General features: G+C 58.8%; 18 protein-coding genes. 11 read left to right on the forward strand and 7 right to left on the reverse strand.

What is annotated here, in order from left to right; all coding sequences use genetic code 11:
• Positions 1–19: 19 nt before the first annotated feature.
• Positions 20–1,420 carry an L-serine ammonia-lyase gene (locus VK98_RS20750; RefSeq protein ID WP_048415856.1) on the reverse strand — a complete coding sequence of 467 codons (1,401 nt, stop codon included), beginning with the start codon at positions 1,418–1,420 and terminating at the stop codon, positions 20–22.
• 71 nt (positions 1,421–1,491) lie between these two features.
• Positions 1,492–2,778, reverse strand: a complete 1,287-nt coding sequence (locus VK98_RS20755) for an HAAAP family serine/threonine permease (protein WP_048415888.1) — start codon at positions 2,776–2,778, stop codon at positions 1,492–1,494.
• A gap of 570 nt (positions 2,779–3,348) precedes the next feature.
• Here VK98_RS20755 and VK98_RS23925 point away from each other — a divergent pair.
• The 6 genes from VK98_RS23925 to VK98_RS20775 all read left to right on the forward strand — a co-directional run bounded on the left by VK98_RS23925 (position 3,349) and on the right by VK98_RS20775 (position 9,063).
• Positions 3,349–3,501 carry a hypothetical protein gene (locus VK98_RS23925; protein WP_156187997.1) on the forward strand — a complete coding sequence of 51 codons (153 nt, stop codon included), beginning with the start codon at positions 3,349–3,351 and terminating at the stop codon, positions 3,499–3,501.
• Complete coding sequence (locus VK98_RS24065) at positions 3,491–3,952, forward strand: hypothetical protein (protein ID WP_197083121.1); 462 nt, start codon at positions 3,491–3,493, stop codon at positions 3,950–3,952. The genes VK98_RS23925 and VK98_RS24065 overlap by 11 nt, the downstream gene beginning before the upstream one ends.
• A gap of 64 nt (positions 3,953–4,016) precedes the next feature.
• Positions 4,017–4,844, forward strand: coding sequence for a formate/nitrite transporter family protein (locus tag VK98_RS20760; RefSeq protein ID WP_019102857.1), 828 nt, complete (start codon positions 4,017–4,019; stop codon positions 4,842–4,844).
• Between the two features lie 227 nt (positions 4,845–5,071).
• Positions 5,072–7,330, forward strand: coding sequence for a formate C-acetyltransferase (pflB, locus tag VK98_RS20765; RefSeq protein WP_048415857.1), 2,259 nt, complete (start codon positions 5,072–5,074; stop codon positions 7,328–7,330).
• A 200-nt stretch (positions 7,331–7,530) separates the two neighbouring features.
• Positions 7,531–8,007, forward strand: a complete 477-nt coding sequence (locus VK98_RS20770; RefSeq protein ID WP_048415858.1) for a VOC family protein — start codon at positions 7,531–7,533, stop codon at positions 8,005–8,007.
• A gap of 402 nt (positions 8,008–8,409) precedes the next feature.
• Positions 8,410–9,063, forward strand: a complete 654-nt coding sequence (locus tag VK98_RS20775) for a hypothetical protein (protein ID WP_048415859.1) — start codon at positions 8,410–8,412, stop codon at positions 9,061–9,063.
• A 186-nt stretch (positions 9,064–9,249) separates the two neighbouring features.
• Here the strand turns inward: VK98_RS20775 and VK98_RS24390 are convergent, their stop codons facing one another.
• Positions 9,250–9,378, reverse strand: a complete 129-nt coding sequence (locus VK98_RS24390; protein ID WP_255360666.1) for a hypothetical protein — start codon at positions 9,376–9,378, stop codon at positions 9,250–9,252.
• A 151-nt stretch (positions 9,379–9,529) separates the two neighbouring features.
• On the opposite strand from VK98_RS24390, the gene VK98_RS20785 reads away from it, so the two are divergent.
• The 3 genes from VK98_RS20785 to VK98_RS23930 all read left to right on the forward strand — a co-directional run bounded on the left by VK98_RS20785 (position 9,530) and on the right by VK98_RS23930 (position 11,705).
• The gene (locus VK98_RS20785) at positions 9,530–9,745 is read left to right on the forward strand and encodes a VOC family protein (protein ID WP_197083126.1); all 216 of its coding nucleotides are present in this window, start codon (positions 9,530–9,532) and stop codon (positions 9,743–9,745) included.
• A 305-nt stretch (positions 9,746–10,050) separates the two neighbouring features.
• Positions 10,051–11,232: an AAA family ATPase gene (locus tag VK98_RS23510; RefSeq protein ID WP_197083122.1), complete on the forward strand. Its 1,182-nt coding sequence runs from the start codon at positions 10,051–10,053 to the stop codon at positions 11,230–11,232.
• On the forward strand, positions 11,232–11,705 hold the full coding sequence (locus VK98_RS23930; RefSeq protein ID WP_156187999.1) for a hypothetical protein: 474 nt from the start codon (positions 11,232–11,234) through the stop codon (positions 11,703–11,705). Before VK98_RS23510 ends, VK98_RS23930 begins: the two co-directional genes overlap by 1 nt.
• Before the next feature lie 215 nt (positions 11,706–11,920).
• Here the strand turns inward: VK98_RS23930 and VK98_RS20795 are convergent, their stop codons facing one another.
• Positions 11,921–12,361, reverse strand: coding sequence for a hypothetical protein (locus tag VK98_RS20795; RefSeq protein WP_048415862.1), 441 nt, complete (start codon positions 12,359–12,361; stop codon positions 11,921–11,923).
• A gap of 419 nt (positions 12,362–12,780) precedes the next feature.
• Here VK98_RS20795 and VK98_RS20800 point away from each other — a divergent pair, with 419 nt between their 5' ends.
• A complete protein-coding gene (locus VK98_RS20800; RefSeq protein WP_048415863.1) occupies positions 12,781–13,455 on the forward strand; it encodes a M24 family metallopeptidase in 675 nt (224 codons plus the stop codon).
• Positions 13,456–13,495: 40 nt separating this feature from the next.
• Here VK98_RS20800 and VK98_RS20805 read toward each other — a convergent pair whose 3' ends face one another.
• A complete protein-coding gene (locus VK98_RS20805; RefSeq protein ID WP_048415864.1) occupies positions 13,496–14,512 on the reverse strand; it encodes a proline racemase family protein in 1,017 nt (338 codons plus the stop codon).
• Between the two features lie 93 nt (positions 14,513–14,605).
• The gene (lhpI, locus tag VK98_RS20810) at positions 14,606–15,529 is read right to left on the reverse strand and encodes a bifunctional Delta(1)-pyrroline-2-carboxylate/Delta(1)-piperideine-2-carboxylate reductase (protein WP_048415865.1); all 924 of its coding nucleotides are present in this window, start codon (positions 15,527–15,529) and stop codon (positions 14,606–14,608) included.
• Positions 15,530–15,703: 174 nt separating this feature from the next.
• Here lhpI and VK98_RS20815 point away from each other — a divergent pair, with 174 nt between their 5' ends.
• A complete protein-coding gene (locus tag VK98_RS20815) occupies positions 15,704–16,486 on the forward strand; it encodes a FadR/GntR family transcriptional regulator (protein ID WP_231589340.1) in 783 nt (260 codons plus the stop codon).
• A gap of 140 nt (positions 16,487–16,626) precedes the next feature.
• Here the strand turns inward: VK98_RS20815 and VK98_RS20820 are convergent, their stop codons facing one another.
• Complete coding sequence (locus VK98_RS20820) at positions 16,627–17,760, reverse strand: hypothetical protein (RefSeq protein WP_048415867.1); 1,134 nt, start codon at positions 17,758–17,760, stop codon at positions 16,627–16,629.
• Positions 17,761–17,774 lie beyond the last annotated feature (14 nt).

A 17,774-nucleotide genomic window follows, 5' to 3' on the forward strand; every position in this document is an offset into this window, starting at 1 on the left:
TTGGACGACTGGCCTAAGCTCAGGCCGCGTCGTTCACCCAGCGGATGGCCTGGGTCGGCGCCACCTTGTGCTCGGTCACGATCTGCAGGGCCAGGCCGCCGCAGGAGGTTTCACGGTACTTGGCGTCCATGTCCTTGCCGGTTTCGTACATGGCGGCGATCACCTTGTCCAGCGACACCTTGGGGCTGCTGACGCGGTGCATGGCCATGCGCGCGGCGTTGATGGCCTTGACCGCGGCGATGGCGTTGCGCTCGATGCAGGGAATTTGCACCTGGCCGCCCACCGGGTCGCAAGTCAGGCCCAGGTTGTGTTCCATGGCGATTTCCGCCGCCATGCACACCTGGGACGGGCTGCCGCCCATCAGCTCGGTCAGGCCGGCCGCGGCCATGGAACAAGCCACGCCCACCTCGCCCTGACAGCCCACTTCCGCGCCGGAGATAGACGCGTTGAGCTTGAACAGGCAGCCGATGGCGCCGGAAGACAGGAAGAAGCGCAGGCAGCTGTCCTCGTCCAGCGGCTGGATGAAGTGGTTGTAGTAGGCCAGCACCGCCGGCACGATGCCGCAGGCGCCGTTGGTGGGCGCGGTGACCACGCGGCCGCCGGCCGCGTTTTCTTCCGACATCGCCATCGCGTACATATTGACCCAGTCCATCACGCTCATCGGGTCTTTGGCCACTTGCAAGGAGCTGGTCAGCATCCGGTGCAGCGCGGGCGCGCGGCGCGGAATCCGCATCGGGCCGGGCAGATTGCCCTCGGTGCGCATGCCGCGGTCTATGCTGGTCTTCATCACATCCCACACCTTGGCGAAGTGGGTCTGGACATCCTTGACCTCATGGAAGGCCTTTTCGTTTTCCATCACCAGCGCGGAAATGGACAGGCCGGTTTCCTCGCACATATCCATCATCTGCTGCGCGCTGAGGAAGTGATAAGGCACCGGGGTGTCGCTGCAGGAGCTCTGATTGAAATGCTCCTCGTCCACGATGAAGCCGCCGCCGATCGAGTAATACGTCTTGGTCAGCACGCACTCGTCGCCGACAAAGGCGTGGATCTGCATGCCGTTTTCGTGCATAGGCAGGTTGGCGGTGTGGAAATCCATGTCGAAGCCCACGCGCTGATGGGTGCGGCCCAGCGTCAGCTGGCGGGTCTTTTCCACATCGGCGATCAGGGCCGGAGTTTGTTCCGGGTCCACGGTGTCCGGCAGATTGCCGGCCAGGCCCAGGATGATGGCGTGGTCGGTGCAATGGCCCTTGCCGGTCAGGGCCAGCGAGCCGTAGCAATCGACGTGAACATGGGTGACTTGGTTGAAGCGGCCGGTTTCCTTGAGCGAGCCCAGGAACTGGTGGCCGGCCTTCATCGGACCGACGGTGTGAGAGCTGGAGGGACCGACGCCGATTTTGTAGATATCAGTCATGCTGAACATGATTGGTTACCTCTTGGTGATGCTGAGGAACCCGGCCGGCCGTGACCGGCCGGGCTGTCAGAGGAGTGCGATCAGGCGAACAGATCGTAGAAGATGGCGGAGATGGCGATCAGGCCGATCAGAACCACAAAGATGTTGCTGGCGGCGCCGGAGTATTTCTTCATGGCCGGCACTTTGGCGATGGCGTACATCGGCATCAGGAACAGCAGCATCGCGATGACCGGGCCGCCCAGGGTTTCGATCATGCCCAGGATGCTGGGGTTGAAAGTGGCCACGGCCCAAGTGGTGATGATCATGAACACGGCGGTGAAGCGGTCCAGCTTGGCGGTCTCGATGGACTTGCCGTTCTGGCGCAGCTGCTTGATCACCAGGCCGTTGAAGCCTTCTTTGGCGCCCAGGTAGTGACCCAGGAAGGACTTGCTGATGGCGACGATGGCGATCAGCGGAGCCACCCATTCAATCACCGGGTTGCGGAAGTGGTTGGCCAGGTAGGACAGGATGGAAATGTTCTGCGCTTTGGCTGCGGCCAGGTCCGCCGGGGACAGGCTGAATACACAGCTGAACACGAAGAACATCACCGACAGCACCATCATGACGTGAGCGCGGATCAGCACGCGGCCGGCGGTCGGCTCGGCGGCGTCGCCATGCAGCTTCTGCTGGTCAACCGAGAAGGACGAGATGATGGGCGAGTGGTTGAAGGAGAACACCATTACCGGGATGGCCAGCCACAGCGTTTTGTAGAACGCGCCGTGGGACAGGGCGTCGCCCAGGCTGCCGGCTTGCTGGATGGCCGCGCCGTTCCATTCCGGAATCAGGTACAGGGCCAGCAGCATCAGGCAGGCGACAAACGGGTACACCAGCACGCTCATGGCCTTGACGATCATCTTCTCGCCCAGGCGCACGATGGCCATCAGACCCAGAATCAGGATCAGCGACAGGATGGCGCGCGGCGGAGCGGACACGCCCAGCTGGTTGACCATGAAGGACTGCACGGTGTTGGTGATGGCCACGCTGTACACCAACAGAATGGGGTAGATGGCGAAGAAGTACAGCAGGGTGATCAGCTTGCCGGCGCCCACGCCGAAGTGCTCTTCCACCACTTCAGTGATGTCCGCGCCCGGCTTGGAGCTGGACAGTACGAAACGGGTCAGGCCGCGGTGAGCGAAGAAGGTCAGCGGCAGGGCCAGCAGCGCCATGACGATCAGCGGCCACAGGCCGCCGATGCCGGCGTTGATGGGCAGGAACAGGGTGCCGGCGCCAATGGCGGTGCCGTACAGGCCCAGCATCCAGACGGTATCTTGCTTGCTCCAAGAGGAAGCGCCTGATTTGGGCAGGGGGGTGGAAACGGCTTGAGACATGATATTGGCCTTCATAAAAGACAAATGGGGTAATCGTTTTGACGCGTCGCTTGGCGGCGCGCCGTTTTCATCTCTTGCTAGACTTTTGGTCAGTAGCTGGAACCGCTGATTAGTGATTGCCGGCTTTCATTGATGTGCATGGTATAGGCAGTTGTACTGCGGTGGTTACACATTTCAGAACATCAGTTGATTCTAATCAACTTTATTTTGAAGCAAAACGAACATCCGAACAAATACTATTTAGAACCCATGACTTACAGATAACATGATGAAGTCGTTTTATTGGCATTAAATTGCGCAAAAATGTAGCTGTAGAAAGATTGTTTCAAGAAATATCGCTTCATTTGAAAAAATGCTAATTTTCGTTTTGCTTTGCTTTCGTGTTGCTTTGCTTTTCATGTCTGAATGGATTCGAGCGGCCTGGTGTCGCAAAATCGCCGTCCCTGCACTTTGTTCGAGCTAGTTTCATCATTTTTGAACACTTCATTGGCATATCCTGCGCCGAGGGCAGGTCATGGCCCCTTGGCGTGCATGGTCTTGGCTTGTAGTCGTGTTGTGATTTGTAACTTCATGAATAACAAGGAATATATTGGTTTTTTGGCGGGGTTGTCTGTCTTGGGGAGGGCAGAGCGCAAGCCGAAGGGCGGCCTGCGCCGCGCCAGGGAGGCCGCTATATCAGCATGGGGCTCGGCGCTGCTGCAAGTATCAAAATATGAAATTTGAGACCAAATTTGTTTTCGAAAACGAACAAAAATATTTCAAAACGAACATAATTTGGTTGTTTTCAAACATGACTACGGCTTTCAAACGTTTGTTTTCTTATTATCTATATGATTTTCAAGGTGTTTTTTCATGTTTGTTATCGCGCCTTTTCTGCGTCTGGCGGCGCCTGGGCGGAAAGAGCGAGGGTGTGGCGGGATCTCGGCTAGTCAAAACGCATGCGACTGGCGCGCGGCTTGCAAGCTGTGAATCCGCCCGCGCAACGGAAAGACCTAGGTTTGATAGTTATCAAACAAGAATGAAGCATTCCGAACATAAAATTTTCGTGAACCAACAATCCGTGCACCCGTTCGCGTGGGAACCAACCACCTCGGCGGCCAACAAACGCATTGCAGGAACTAGGCCTAAGCCGGCGTTTTCGCCGCCAAGCCTTAGAGACGGCAGAGTCAGTTGATAGGCTTCCTAATAAGGTTGACCCGCGCGCCAGCGGCTCTGCGCAAGCTCGCGAAATGAAAAACATGAACCACGCCTCCACACTCGCCTACGTCGCGGCCGAAGCCGCCTCCAAACAGACCGTGTTGCGACAACACCCCGGGCGCTACCTATTAAGCGCCGGCATGGCCGGCGCGCTGATCGCCGTGGTGCTCAGCGTCAGCCTCAAGCTGGGCCAGGTCTTCTTCGCCGTCGGCTCCCCCGGCTACTACATCGCCGTGGCCGGCTTCTTCGGCGTGGCCCTGGTCAGCATCATCGTCTGCAAGCTGGAGCTGTTCACCAGCAATGTGATGTACTTCAGCGTGGGCGTGCTCAGCGGCGACTGCCGCGTCTGCAACCTGCTGCGCAGCTGGGCCATGGTCTATCTGGGCAATTTGCTGGGGGTGCTGCTGTTTACCGCGGTGTTCGCCGGCGCCGGCGGCATGGGCAGCCTGCCGGCCGACCACCTGTTGTTCAACGTGGCCGCGCACAAAGTGCACGCCGGCGGCTGGGAAATCTTCTGGAAGGGCGCGCTGTGCAACTGGGTGATCTGTCTGGCGGTATGGGTGCCGCTGCGCATGGCCGGCGACGCCGCCAAGATGCTGATGATCCTGCTGCTGGTCTTCGTGTTCTTCTTCTCCGGCTTTGAACACAGCATCGCCAATATGGCCTTCTTCTCGCTGGCCCTGCTGCACGGCATGCAAGGCCTGGACGCCGCCGCCATCCTGCACAATATGATTCCGGCCACCCTGGGCAATATCGCCGGCGGCGCGCTGGGCGTGGGTCTGGTGGTCTACCTGCTGGAGCGTCACACCCTGCCGGCGCGGCGCGAAGCCGCAAAACCGGCCGCGACGGCGCTCGGAACCAGTGTTTGATGTTCGTTTTCGAATGTAATGCGCCGGCTACAATGCCGGCGTATTGGTGTGGTTTTGCATGGCATTGAAAATAAAGCGCTTTTTATGGGTTTTCGCCGGCGTTGTGGCCGTGGCAGCCACCGCGTTTTAGTCTGCGGCAGTTGATCTTTATCAAACGATTTTTTTCGAAACCGAATGTACAATATGTTCAGTACACAACATTTACTGATAGTTACTAGGAGGCACACATGGATGCTCTGAATCGTGACGCGACTCAAGCCAACCCCTGGCGCGATTTCACCGGTGGTGAATGGCAAAGCAAGGTGGATGTCCGCAACTTCATCCAGCTGAACTACAAGCCGTTTGAAGGCGACGCCAGCTTCCTGGCGCCCGCCACCGCGCGCACTCAAAAGCTGTGGGACACCCTGAGCGAGTTGCTGAAAGAAGAACGCGCCCGTGGCGTGCTGGACGTAGCCGCGGACCGCGGCAGCTCCATCACCGCGCATGACGCCGGCTACATCGACCAAGCCAGCGAAGTCATCGTCGGCCTGCAAACCGACGCTCCGCTCAAACGCGCCATCATGCCCAACGGCGGCCTGCGCATGGTTGAGAACGGCCTGGAAGCTTTCGGCTTCAAGCTGGACCCGGTTATCAAGGATGTGTGGACCCACTACCGCAAGAGCCACAATCAGGGCGTGTTCGACACCTACACCCCGGACATCATGGCCGCGCGCAAATCCGGCGTGATCACTGGTCTGCCGGACGCCTACGGCCGCGGTCGCATCATCGGCGACTACCGCCGCGTGGCCCTGTACGGCACCGACTTCCTGCGCGCCGAACGCCAAAAAGTATTCCATGAGCTGGACGACGCCGTTTTCAACGAAGACGTGCTGCGCCTGCGCGAAGAACTGTCCGAACAATTCCGCGCGCTGGACGAACTGAAGCAGATGGCCGCCAAGTACGGCTTCGACATCAGCCGCCCGGCCGTCAACGCCCGCGAAGCGGTGCAGTGGACCTACTTTGCCTACCTGGCCGCCGTGAAAGAACAAAACGGCGCCGCCATGTCCTTCGGCCGCGTCGCCACCTTCCTGGACGTCTACATCGAGCGCGATCTGGCCTCCGGCGCGCTGACTGAAGACCAAGCCCAGGAAATGATCGACGACCTGGTGATCAAGCTGCGTATCGTGCGCTTCCTGCGAACCCCGGAATACGACCAACTGTTCTCCGGCGACCCGACCTGGGTCACCGAATCCATCGGCGGCATGGGCGAAGACGGCCGTACCCTGGTGAGCAAGAGCAGCTTCCGCTTCCTCAATACCCTGTACAACCTGGGCCCGGCGCCGGAACCCAACCTGACCGTGCTGTGGTCCACCCAGCTGCCGCGCGGCTTCAAGGACTTCTGCGCCAAAGTGTCCATCGACACCAGCTCCATCCAGTACGAAAACGACGACCTGATGCGTCCGCACTGGGGCGACGACTACGGCATCGCCTGCTGCGTGTCCGCGATGCGCATCGGCAAGCAAATGCAGTTCTTCGGCGCCCGCGCCAACCTGGCCAAAGCCATGCTTTACGCCATCAACGGCGGCGTGGATGAAAAATCCGGCTTGCAAGTAGCCAAGGGCTTCGAGCCGATCAAGAGCGACGTGCTGACCTACGAAGAACTGATGCCCAAGTTCGACCTGCTGATGGACTGGCTGGCCGCAACTTACGTCAAGGCGCTGAACTGCATTCACTACATGCACGACAAATACGCCTACGAACGCATCGAAATGGCGCTGCACGACCGCGACATCCTGCGCACCATGGCTTGCGGCATCGCCGGTCTGTCCGTGGCCGCCGACTCCCTGTCCGCCATCAAATACGCCAAAGTGCACATCATCCGCAATGAAGCGGGCCTGGCGGTGGACTACAAGATCGAAGGCGACTACCCGGCTTACGGCAACAACGACGACCGCGCCGACAGCATCGCGGTATGGCTGACCGAAACCTTCATGGAGAAGATCAAGGCCCAGCCGCACTTCTACCGCAACGCGATGCCGACTCAATCCGTGCTCACCATCACTTCCAACGTGGTGTACGGCAAGAAAACCGGCAACACCCCGTGCGGCCGCCGCGCCGGCGAACCGTTCGCTCCGGGCGCCAACCCGATGAACGGCCGCGACGTGAAAGGCTTTGTCGCCGCGGGCGCATCGGTAGCCAAGCTGCCGTATGAAGCCGCGCTGGACGGCATCAGCTGGACCGCCTCCGCCACCCCGGATGCACTGGGCCATAGCGAAGAAGAACGCGTTGCCAACCTGGCCAACTGCCTGGACGGCTTCTCCGACGCCGGCGGTTTCCACGTCAACGTCAACGTGTTCAAGCGCGAAACCCTGATGGACGCGATGGAACACCCGGAGCTGTACCCGCAGCTGACCATCCGCGTGTCCGGCTATGCGGTGAACTTCGTCAAGCTGACGCGCGAGCAACAGCTGGACGTGATCAACCGCACCTTCCACGGCAGCATGTAAGCGCAACGCCGCTGGCCACCGCGACGGCCAGCCGGCACAGCGCCAAGCCTCCCCTAGGGGAGGCTTTTTTTATGCTCGCGGCGGGATCGCCAAAATTGTCTACCATGACATATGTATGTTTTGGGCATGCGGCCATGGCTTATTCTTGTGCCTGGCAATGGCTTGTCTTTGAACGATATGAGCCAGAAAAGGGAAGGGGAATGGGCAAAAACACCATCTGCCTGTGGTACGACGGCGACGCCGAAGACGCCGCGCGCTTCTACGCCGCGACCTTCCCGGACAGCCGCGTTGGCGCGCTGCTGCGCGCGCCCGGCGATTACCCGGCCGGCAAAGAGGGCGATGTGCTCACCGTGGCGTTCACCGTGCTGGGCATTCCCTGTCTGGGCATCAATGGCGGCCCAGCCTTCAAACATAGCGAAGCCTTCTCCTTCCAAGTGGCCACCGAAGACCAGGCCGAAACCGACCGCCTGTGGCAAGCCATCATCGGCAACGGCGGCCAGGCCAGTGCCTGCGGCTGGTGCAAGGATAAATGGGGCCTAAGCTGGCAAATCACCCCGCGCGTGTTGACCGAAGCGCTGGCTGATCCAGACCGCGCCGCCGCCAAGCGGGTGTTCGACGCGATGATGGGGATGGTGAAGATTGATATTGCAGGGATTGAGAAGGCGTGGAGGGGGTAGTTGTTATTTTTCAGGTGGCTGTTGACGGCCAAAAGCGGCTGATCTCGGGTAGCAACACGCCATCCGCTTCCCCGTGAGCCCAATGCTTTTCTTGTTTCAATTGCGTAGAACGTGTTTACGCTCTTGCGAGCAAGAGCGAGACAAGGCGAAAACGGCTGAGAAAGCGGAATGTGCATAAGGTACATGAGCATTTCGAAGCCGTTTTCAACGCCGTATCGCCGCAGCGCAGCAGGTTGTAAACAGGTTCTTAGAAGCGTCAGGCACCTGCTGCAGGGAATTTAGAGGGCCAGATTGCAGTTGCATGCCTTTCACCGGTCGTTCTTCGAGCAGGACTCACTTCGAATATCCGGCTTGGTCAGTTGAAGCTGGTTATGAAAACCAAGAATAAGCAAGGAGCATGTTATGGCTATCACCCTCGTTTTGGCTTGCAAACAAAGAGACTTCAACGCACGGCATGATGGTTCCTGCGAAGGTATTTCCTTTTATTTCTGCATGCGCGCGCTCGACTTGGGTCCGGTGCCAGGACTTGCCGACATGTTGGAACAGCGGAATATTGGTCGCAAGGTTGAGCGCATCATGGCTCTGCAGGACCAGATCTGTGATGGCCTCATGATATCCGGCGCCTATGAAACCGGCATTGACGGCCAGCCGGTCAGCGACCCCAGAGGGGGCAACCTTCCCGGTATTCGCAACCAGGGCAAGGCCATCCAGGCGTTTCATAACCTGTACTCACAGGAGGCGCAGACCCTGGGCTGCAAGTCGATTGGAACCTTGTCTTCCTTCTTCGAGGGAGGCTTCGTCCAGTTGCTGACGCACACCATCGAGCTGTTGGTGGGCAGTGGGCGAGGCGCGGCACTGATCGCCATGCAAAGCGCTACGCCCCACTCTGTGGCGCTTGCCTATGACGGTAGCGATCTCTATTTCTTCGATCCCAATTCTGGCGTCCACACATTGACGAACCTCGTCACGGCCGCTACGGAACTGGAGAACCACCTGATGATCCACTATGCCGTCCCCTCCTGCGTTCACGCCAATATGTTCAAGTTGAATCACTGAAACGAGCTTCCCAGTGAACGGTTGGGGACAGCTCCATTTGATGGGCAAACGAGCTGCTCCTGGCTGTGTGCTGTCCTCCACGAGGGACAGCTAGGGGGCGTAAGAGGCCGCAAGCTAAGCAATTATTATTTCAGAAAGCGTCACGCCCCAAACCAAGCCCCGGCCAAAGCCGGGGTTCGTTCTTCCTTACTTCTTCTCTATCCGCCGCGCCGCGCGGCTTTCCAGGGTTTTGCGTTTGAGCAGCGCCCGCTGCTGGCGATGCCGTTCGTCAACGTCCTCAAACACGTCCACCTTGCGCGCGGTCTGCGTGAGCATGGCTTCCAGAGTGTTGAAGAAGCTAACTCGGTAGCCGCGTTGTTCCGGTTTGCGGAATTCGATGTCGCGGCTGAGGAGGTTTTTTATGCGCGGCTGTTTTGGATCAATGCCGCAATAAATGCCCATGTGCTATAAAATGGTTTAATTCCGCCTGTGGCAAGCCATCGTCGGCAACGGCGGCCAGGGTAGTGCCTGCGGCTGGTGCAAGGATAGGTGGGGCCTAAGCTGGCAAATCACCCTGCGGGTGTTGACCGAGGCGCTGACCGGTCCAGACCGCCCCGCCACCAAGCGGGTGTTTGACACGATGATGGGGATGGCGAAGATTGATATTGAGGGGGGTGAGAGGGGGCTGAGGGGGAGGGTCTGAAAAGAAGTTGATATCGATGCTCCAGCTTTTACCATGTCTATAATATACCTCCAACCGAGGGGTAATTTGATCGGACTCCTTCTGAACTGCCTGGGTATTGTGGGTAAAAAATCTCGTAGAGTGACTAGAATAGTCTGTCGGAAGTGGAAAGATGTTAAGGTCCTTCATTATTTATATGGATGGCATGGTATGTCATCTGTTATCAAGAGACAGAGCTCAGCTTGCTAGCTTAAGGCTGCTAGAGGCAGGTGATTAACATATGTTGCGTTGCAGTTTTATTTTTATTGTTTTAATTGAGGTTTTGCATGAGTCTGAATGTCGAAAACGATTCAAAAGTTCAAAGCAAATCGATGAAACTATCTATTAGAAATTTTGCTCACTTGGAAAAAGTGGATATTTCTTTCGGGGATCTTACTGTGTTAGTTGGTCCTCAAGGGGCGGGAAAGAGTTTGGCTCTGCAATGGCTGAAGGCTGCTATGGATGGTCGTCAGTTAGTCGATGCCCTAAAGGCGGCTGGGCACCCTACAGAACGACCAAATGTTCTTGTTGATTTGATTTTCGGTGCAGGTATGGCTCCTGCTTGGAGAGAGGGGCAGACTGAGGTTAAACTGGATCGAAAAAAAATATCTCCCAAAAATCTTTCTAGAGTTGGGGATGGGACGGAGCGATTGTTTTTTGTTCCTGCGCACCGTTCTATGTTAATCAGTGATGGTTGGGCTTCTCCTTTTCAAAAACTCACGTCCGAAACTCCAGCAGTTGCACGTATTTTTAGTCAGAACTTATTTGATCAATTTAGTGGGAAAAATGCTGGTGCACTTTTTCCTGTAGAAAAAAGGTTAAAGAAAGAGATTCGAGAGAAAATTGATGAGGCAGTTTTTCATGGTGGTACAGTGGGGATTGAAGAGGATGCGCAGCATGCACGACGTTTGCGATTAGTTCATGGCTCAATGCATTTGCCATTTATGACTTGGACTGCTGGTCAACGCGAATTCACCCCTCTTTTGCTTGGTCTCTATCACTTGCTGCCTTCAACTAATAAACGTAAGCGTGAAGGTACCGATTGGGTTGTGCTTGAGGAGCCTGAAATGGGGCTTCATCCGCAGGCGGTAACTGCTGTAATGCTCCTTGTTCTTGATCTTTTATGGCGAGGTTATAAGGTTGTCCTTTCTTCCCATTCGCCACATGTGTTAACCATGCTATGGATGATGCGGCAACTCAGAGAAAATAATGCGCGTTGGCAGTTGGTCTGTGAAGCATTTGGCCTGGCATCTTCCCCTGCTATGCATCGTGTTGCAGAGGAAGCAATCGAAAAAGAGTATCGAGCACATCTTCTTCAGTTCAATGATGAAGGTAAGGTTGTCTCTGAGGATATCTCTGAACTTGATCCTAGTTCAGATAAAGAGAGTGTTTCTGGGTGGGGTGGGTTGACTGAATTTTCTTCCCGATTTGGAGATGCGGTGCGTAAGGCAGTTAATGAGGCAGAGTGATGGTAAAGGCCAAGAAAATAACTCCAGTGAAGAGTATGTTAAAAGAAGAATCACCTTTGAGAGTGTTGGTTAAGGCTGGAATGCAGGCTATAGAGGCTGGTCATCGAGCCTATTTTGACAAGGCTATTCGTGAGTCATTTGTGGATAGTCTTGAGTTAGATGAGGCGGTCAGGAATGGGCATGAGCAAGAAAATCGTTGGGATTATCTACTTGGGCATGAGCCAACAGGCGATGTTGTTGCTGTTGAGCCCCATTCGGCGAAGAATGATGAAATTAGTACCGTCATCAGAAAAAAATCTGCTGCAAAACTGCAATTGGAAGCCCACTTGGTAAATGGAAAGAAAGTGAAAAAATGGCTTTGGGTTGCATCAGGGAAGGTTCACTTTGCGGATACAGATAAGGCTCGCAGATTGCTAGATCAGGCAGGAATTAAGTTTGTGGGCACTAAAGTTACTGGGAAGGATCTTTCTTGATTTTGTGCTGAAATGGTTTGAGTGTTATAAGTGTTGGCTAAAGTATTGTCGTTGTTCTGATTTTAGTGCTTTCAATGTGTCATGTCTTTTGTTGGGTTATATCAGGTTTGAGGGAGAGGTGTTCAATAATCCATTTTGATTGATTTTTATGTAGATGCAGTCATGCTCAAATACACCCAAACCAAACCCCGGCCTAAGCCGGGGTTCGTCCGTCCTTACTTCTTCTCTATCTTCCGCACCGAGCGGTTTTCCATATTCTTGCGTTTGATCTGCGCCTGCTGCTGGCGGTGCAGTTCGTCAACGTGCTCGAACACGTCCACCTTGCGCGCGGCCAGCGTCAGCATGGCTTCCAGGTAGTTGAAGAAGCCCACCCGGAAGCCGCGTTGTTCCGGCTTGCGGAAGTCGATGTCGCGGGTGATGCGCGCCAGCAGACTTTGGCTGCGATAGCCGGGGTTGTCCTTCAGCCATTGGACGAAGTGAGCGCCGCATTCGCGGCCGTAGGCGCAGTCGGCGGCGTAGTCCGGGTGGGCGGCCGGCATTTGCCAGTAATCGGCTTGCGGCCGTCCCGGGCGTCGGGACACGAAGGGGAGCAGGGCTTCGCGCGCTTCCATTGAGGCTTGGCGGTAGCGGCGGCGAGCGGGAAAGGTTTTCGACATGGTGTTTCTCCTGCGGTGACACAAGATAAACCACCTGCCTGTGAGTCGTTGGGTAGGTATAGGCAGGCGCGTGACAGGATTGGCGTACCGAGAAACAAGGAATCGGCGAGCGCTAGGCGCTCTCCCACCACGCACCCGCCAGTCATGCATGAAGTACAGACGCAAAGCGGGTACGGATGAAGGCGCAGACGCGCCTTCATCCCCCTGTTTCGAACGGGACGCCAATCCCGGTGCCGTTAGTAACAGCACCCGGCGATTGTTACCGAGTGAGCCGGCAGGGTCAAGCCAGCAGGGGCGCGGGAGTAGAGGCGGGAAGGCTGATTTGGTTTGTGATTTGAATGTCATGATTCCACGGCGTTGCGGTATAATCCGCTGCCCATTTCGTCTCTTTATCTTTACCTCAAGATAGGGCATCCCTTATGACCTCAGTCTCTCTCCCTCCGGAAGCGGTGGGCAGCGCTTTCTCCCTGGACAAAATGATCGCCGCCCGCGACAAAACCATGGCGGCGGTGCGGCGCATCGCCGCGCAGATCCGCCCCGGCATGACCGAACAGCAGGCCAAGGATTTGGCCAAGGCGGAGCTGGAAAGCATGGGCATGGACCGTATCTGGCACGGCATCATCGTCCGCTTTGGCCGCAGTACGCTGAAAATCTTCAAGCAGCAGATCGACCCGGACAATGTGCTGTTGGACGACGACATCTTCTTCATTGACCTGGGCATAGTCTGGGACGGCCACGAGGGCGACGCCGGCGATACCTTCACCACCGGCGACAATGCGCGCAAGCAGGCCTGTGCCGAGGCGGCGCGCCAGCTGTGGCAGGAGGTGGCGGACAAGTGGCGGGGCGAGAGGCTGGCCGGCCCGGCCTTGTATCAGTACGCGGCGGAGCGCGCCGAGGCAATGGGCTGGCGGTTGAACCTGGACATCAAGGGCCACCGGGTGTCGGACTTTCCACACTCCATCTACAAGGCCGGCAGCCTGGGCGATTTCGCCCAATGTCCGGATACCGGTTTGTGGATTCTGGAAATCCAGATTGCCGATCCGTCCGGCGAGTTTGGCGCTTTCTATGAAGACTTGTTGGTGAGCGAGGGTTGATCCAGGACGGGCGGCGGTGAGCCGTCCGCCCGGCAAACGCTCAATGCAGTAAAAAGCCCTGGCCTATCAAGTCGTCGGCCTCCAGCGACCAGCTGGCTTTGCCGCTGTAGTGGGCGCGTCCGGCCACGCGCACCGTCACCGCGTCATGGCCCGGCAGCTGGGTTTGGCCGAGCACCGTGCCGCTGAACAGCGCCCCGGTCAGGCTTTTGAATTCACAGGTTTCTCCAGGCGCTACCAGCCCCTTGGCGTGTCGGATGGCCATGCGCGCGGTGACGCCGGAGCCGGTGGGGCTGCGGTCGACTTCGGCGTCGGCAAAGACGCAGACATTGCTGCTGCAGCCATCGGCGGCCCGGTCGCGGCCATCGGTGAGGATGCTGCCGTACAAGAAGCTCAGGTCGTCGGCGCTGGGGTGGCGTACCGCGATGGTGTTGCGCACCGCCTGGGTCAGCGCGGAGGCGGCGTCCACCAGGTCGCGCAGGCGGCCGTCCAGCGACACGCCCAGTTTTTCGGCGGCCACCACCGCGTAGAAGGCGCCGCCGTAGCCGATATCCACGACCACTTCGCCGATGCCCGGCACGCTGACGGGCAGGTCCAGGGCAAAAGCGAAGGCGGGCACGCTTTCGAATTGCACGGCGCCCGCCTTGCCGTTCTTGATTTCCACCCAGGCTTCCACCAGGCCGCATGGACATTCGATGCCCACCCGCGTCAGCGGCGCGACGGCGGGTACTTTGCCGCTGTCCACCGCAAAGCGGGCCAGCGCGATCACGGCATGACCGCACATGGTGCTGTAGCCTTCGTTGTGGGTGAACAGCACGGCGAGGTCCGCGTTTGGCATGGAGGGCTGCACCAGCACCGCGCCATACATATCGTAATGGCCGCGCGGCTCGTGCATGAGCAGGCGGCGCACGGGATCCAGGCGCTCGCTCATGAAGCGGCGTTTTGCCAGGATGTCCGCTCCTTGAATCATGTCGATAAGGTTGAGCACGATGCGCACCGGCTCGCCGCCGGTGTGCATTTCCACGGTCTCGATCACAAAATCCGCAGGCAAGGGATTCATGCTGTTCACTCCTCCTGTTGTTCACGCGGTGCGATGGAGCACCATTCGTTTAGCTAACGGGATGCGCTAGCGCACCGCTTGTTTGCCGCCCGCTTAGCCGGCCTTCCAATGCGCCAGCGCGCAGCGCGCCGCCGCCAAATCCCAGGCCGCCGTGCCAACACTCTTGAACAGCCGCGGGCGATTGGCGTCGTACTGTCCGGCTATCGCTTCCGCCAAGGGCCGCACGGCGTCCCAGTCCACGCCGGCCTGGATCAGGTCCCCGGCTTCATGCCGCGCTCCGGCGGGGTCGTCCGAGAACAGTTGGCTGCCGGCGATGGCGGCCGGGCCGATTTCGGCCATGTCCGGACGAAACGCGCCCACTCCCACCAGCAGTCGGTTGCTGCGGGCTGCTTCGTGGTAGACCGGCTGTTTGCTGGTGGTCAGCGTGATCAGCACGTCGACATCGTCCGCTACAGGCCCGCAGCATGGCCGCAGCGTTAAGGGAAGGGCGGCGTGCCGGCGGCAGAATTCGGCGCTGCCGGCGGTATCCCGGCCATGCACATCCACGCGGATGTCCGGGAACAAGGCGGCAATGGCATCCAGGTGGCCGGAGGCCTGCTTGCCGGTGCCTATCAACGCGATGGCGGCCGGCCTACCGGGGTAGAGGCTGTTGATGGCCAGCATGGAAATGGCGGAGGTGCGCTGGGCGGTCACGGTGGGGCCGTCAAGAATCAGCAGCGGCTGGCCGGTGACGGCGTCATATGCGCTGACGATGCCATGGATGGTGGGAAGGCCGTGCTTGAGGTTGTCCGGGCACACATTGACCAGTTTGTGAATGCCGATATCGTGCGCGGTGGCCGGCATGGACAGCAGCACGGCGTCTCCCCGCAAGGGCAGCACCTGCCGTTCCGGGCTGATGATCCGCCCTGCGATGTATTCTGCGGTGGCGTTGGACAGGGCCTGACAGAGGTCGGCAACCGGCAATAGCTTCTTGGTCTCGGCGGCGGACAGCAGGGGGAGGGAGGGTGCGGTGGACATGACGCGCCTTTATCGATAATTGGTAAAATTAAGACCAAATTTGCGTTTGGGACAGGGTTTGGCTGTCATGATCGGCAAAACTGGTCTTAAAATAACGTTGTTATATCGCTAACTTGTTTTTTAAATTACCAATTTAGGGGTAAGGCGACAAGAAGTTAGCCTGCCGCCGCCCAAATGCGGTCACAATTTTCACCAGTTACACAACAAACTGGTCTTGAGGTAAGCAGAATGGATGTCAGCACACAGGAACCGAACCACTTTCAGCCGCTGCCTATCTATGAACAGCTTGCAGAGCAGATCCGCAACGGCATTGTCGGCGGGGAGTTTCCCCCGGAGTCGCGCCTGCCTTCGGAAAGGGATCTGGCCGCGCACTATCGCGTCAGCCGGCCCGCGGTGAGGGAGGCCATTGGCGCCTTGCAGAATCAGCAGCTGGTGATGACGCGCCGCGGCTCGGGCACTTATGTCTGCGCGGATGCCTTGCAGCGGCTGCGGCAAGCCGCGCCGGCAAACCAGCGGGGCCAGGCGGACGACAGCCCGATATCAACGCTGGAAGTGCGGCTGGTGCTGGAGCCGGCCATTGCCCGCATGGCGGCCAGAAAAGGCAGGCGCGATGAAAGGGCGGAGTATTACCTGGCGCAAATGAAGGGGGTCAAAAACATCGACATTCCGGCGCAGCAAGCGCTTTGGAGCGAAAGCGACCGCTTGTTCCATCGGCAGCTGGCGGTGATGACCGGCGATGCGCTGATGGTCCGCATCGCCGATGAAGTAGCCAAAGCCATGGCGCAGCCTCTGTGGCAGCGGCTGCGCGATGATGGCATTTATGATGCGGAGCGCATTGGCCTGTACGTTGCGGAACATCAACTGATCTACGAATCCATCATCACCGGCGATGAGGATGCCGCCGCCTTTTACGTTGAGCAGCATTTGCGACGAGTGAGGCGGGATATCTCCGGCTAAGCCGCCAGCGCATTGATCCGCATGGCTGAACGGCCCGGCCCCGCAAGCAGTCCAGTCCTGCGACTGGCGCGCCTGCGGGGCCGGAGCCGTTCATTCGTATTCTGCCGTCAAGGCCTCGCCAGACCGGCTATGGCCAGCCGCTATTCCTCCCGGTGCGCGCCCGGGTAGCGCACTTCTCCCTCCGGTATGCCGCAACCCCACAGCGAATAGGGGTCGGCCATTTCATTGACGCCTTCGCCGTAACGATTCTCCGCCGGGCGCAGATGCGCCAGGCAGCAAGCGCCCAGCTCGGTGGCGTAAAGTCCGTGCACGGTGCTCAATACGCGGTGGCTCATGCTGTGCTGCGAGGGGAAGGCGATGGTCTGCTGCGCTTCCACGCGGCTGTAGTCCGAGCTCAGCTTCACTTGCACCACGCCGTTGAGGGCGCTGGAGCAGGCCATGGACGAGGCCAGCAGGTTGAGTCGCGGCGCCGAGCCGGCTTCTGGCGTAAAGCCCAGATGGATGAAGCCGGCGCCGGCGGCCGGGGCGGTGCTGAGCTGGAACCAGTCTATGCCGCCGCCGGCCAGCACGCGGCCGAAGCTGCCGTTGCCGCCGGAGGAATTGCCCAGCAGCGCGACCCACAAATTGCCGTCCGGCCCCGGCACCATGCCCACCGGGGTATTGCCGTGTTCGGCGGGGATGTCGATGGCGGCGGGCGCGTCGCCGTTGGCGGGGATGCGGTAGAGCTGGCTGGATTGGTCCAGCGTGGCGTAAACGTCGCCGCTGTCCGGATGGATCTGGACGAAGATGGGGCGTGGCGGGCAGGGGTAGAGCGTGGCGTCCGCCGGGTTGCGGCTGTCGACGCGCACGACGTGGTGGCTGTCCTTGCAGGAGGTCCACAGGATGTCGCCGTCTTCCGCCACCACGTGCGGGCCGCGCGCGGCTTGCGGCAGCGGCACTCGCTTGAGGATTTTTGGCGGCGTGGTCAGGTCAGACGCTATCGGGTCTATCAGCAGCAGCTCGGACTGAAACTGCAAGGTCACCCACAGGCAGCCGGGGTGGGTTTTGGAGACGGTCAGCCCGTGCAGGCCGGAAAACGGGTTGTCGATGACGTGGGCGATGGCGGCCCGCGGCTGGCCGCTGTGCGGGTCCACCCGCATTTTGACCAGCGCGCCGGACGGCTGCTGGGAGATCAGCAGCAGGTCCGGCCCAATGGCGGCCACTTCATGGGTTTGGCTGGAGGCGGGCAGCGGATATTCGATCACGCTTTTGAGGGCGAGGCGCAGTGTGTTCATGGCGGTTTACCGAG

Origin of the sequence: Chromobacterium sp. LK11 (assembly GCF_001043705.1) — a bacterium.
In the GTDB taxonomy this organism is placed as follows: Bacteria; Pseudomonadota; Gammaproteobacteria; order Burkholderiales; family Chromobacteriaceae; genus Chromobacterium; species Chromobacterium alkanivorans.